This is a genomic window from Mycobacterium sp. ABE4_509 (assembly GCF_056160785.1).
Genome location: NZ_JBSWXU010000358.1, coordinates 1 through 312, shown reverse-complemented (window position 1 = coordinate 312; position 312 = coordinate 1). Strand labels below are relative to the sequence as shown.

Here is a 312-nt window from a genome sequence, read left to right as displayed (position 1 = left end):
GGCAACAACACTCCGACCCCACCGGACGGCAGAGCCACCCCCAAACCACAGGGGCACGGGCTTGTTGTCTCAAAGCCCAATAGTGTGTCTGGCAATTCCATCACCGCAAACCCCGAAAACCCGGGACCCGTTGCGGTTCAACGTTTGTCGTGCACCCAACCCGAGGCCACTACAGCCATCCGGGTTCCTCACGGCTCACACCCCCACAGCGGGAGTGTTTCTCGTGGTGCTCCTTAGAAAGGAGGTGATCCAGCCGCACCTTCCGGTACGGCTACCTTGTTACGACTTCGTCCCAATCGCCGATCCCACCTT

1 rRNA gene is annotated in these 312 nt (G+C 60.3%); it reads right to left on the bottom strand.

The annotated features are described in order from the left end of the window. Positions 1–237 precede the first annotated feature (237 nt). Positions 238–312, bottom strand: a 16S ribosomal RNA gene (locus ACXAID_RS28470); the annotation flags it as partial.